This is a genomic window from Nodosilinea sp. P-1105, assembly GCF_012911975.1.
Classification (GTDB): Bacteria; Cyanobacteriota; Cyanobacteriia; order Phormidesmidales; family Phormidesmidaceae; genus Nodosilinea.
In genome coordinates this window covers 1-806 of sequence record NZ_SMDQ01000181.1, presented here as the reverse complement: position 1 = coordinate 806, position 806 = coordinate 1, and the positions used below count along the sequence as shown (strand labels likewise).

1 protein-coding gene is annotated in these 806 nt (G+C 61.8%); it reads left to right on the top strand.

Features of this window, described 5'->3' with window-relative positions:
- On the top strand, nt 1-806 hold an 806-nt coding region (locus tag E1H13_RS26660), incomplete at both ends, for a WD40 repeat domain-containing protein (RefSeq protein ID WP_169617979.1).

The following is an 806-nucleotide window of genomic DNA, read 5'->3' as shown; positions in this document are numbered from 1 at the left end:
CATACGGATTTGGTCAGAAGTGTGATTTTCAGCCCCGATGGGCAGACCCTGGCCAGCGCCAGCGACGATGGTACCGTGAAGCTGTGGGACCGCAGCGGCCGAGAACTGCAAACCCTCACCAGCCATGCGAATCGGGTCAGGAATGTGAGTTTCAGCCCCGATGGGCAGACCCTGGCCAGCGCCAGCGAAGATGGCACCGTGAAGCTGTGGGACCGCAGCGGCCGGGAACTGCAAACCCTCACCGGTCATACGCTTTCGGTCTTGAGTGTGAGTTTCAGCCCTGATGGGCAGACTGTGGCCAGCGCCAGTATTGATCGCACCGTGAAGCTGTGGGACCGCAGCGGACGCGAACTGCAAACCCTCACCGGGCATACGGATTCGGTCTTGAGTGTGAGTTTCAGCCCCGATGGGCAGACTGTGGCCAGCGCCAGCAGAGATGGCGTCATGAAGCTGTGGGACCGCAGCGGCCGGGAACTGCAAACCCTCACCGGCCATACAGATTGGGTCTTGAGTGTGAGTTTCAGCCCCGATGGGCAGACCCTGGCCAGCGCCAGCGGCGATGACACCATTAAGCTGTGGGACCGCAGCGGCCGGGAACTGCAAACCCTCACCGGCCATACGAATCGGGTCAGGAGTGTGAGTTTCAGCCCCGATGGGCAGACCCTGGCCAGCGCCAGCGAAGATGGCACCATCAAGCTGTGGAACCGCAGCGGACGCGAACTGCAAACTCTCACCGGCCATACAGATTGGGTCTTGAGTGTGAGTTTCAGCCCCGATGGGCAGACTCTGGCCAGCGCCAGTGCCGA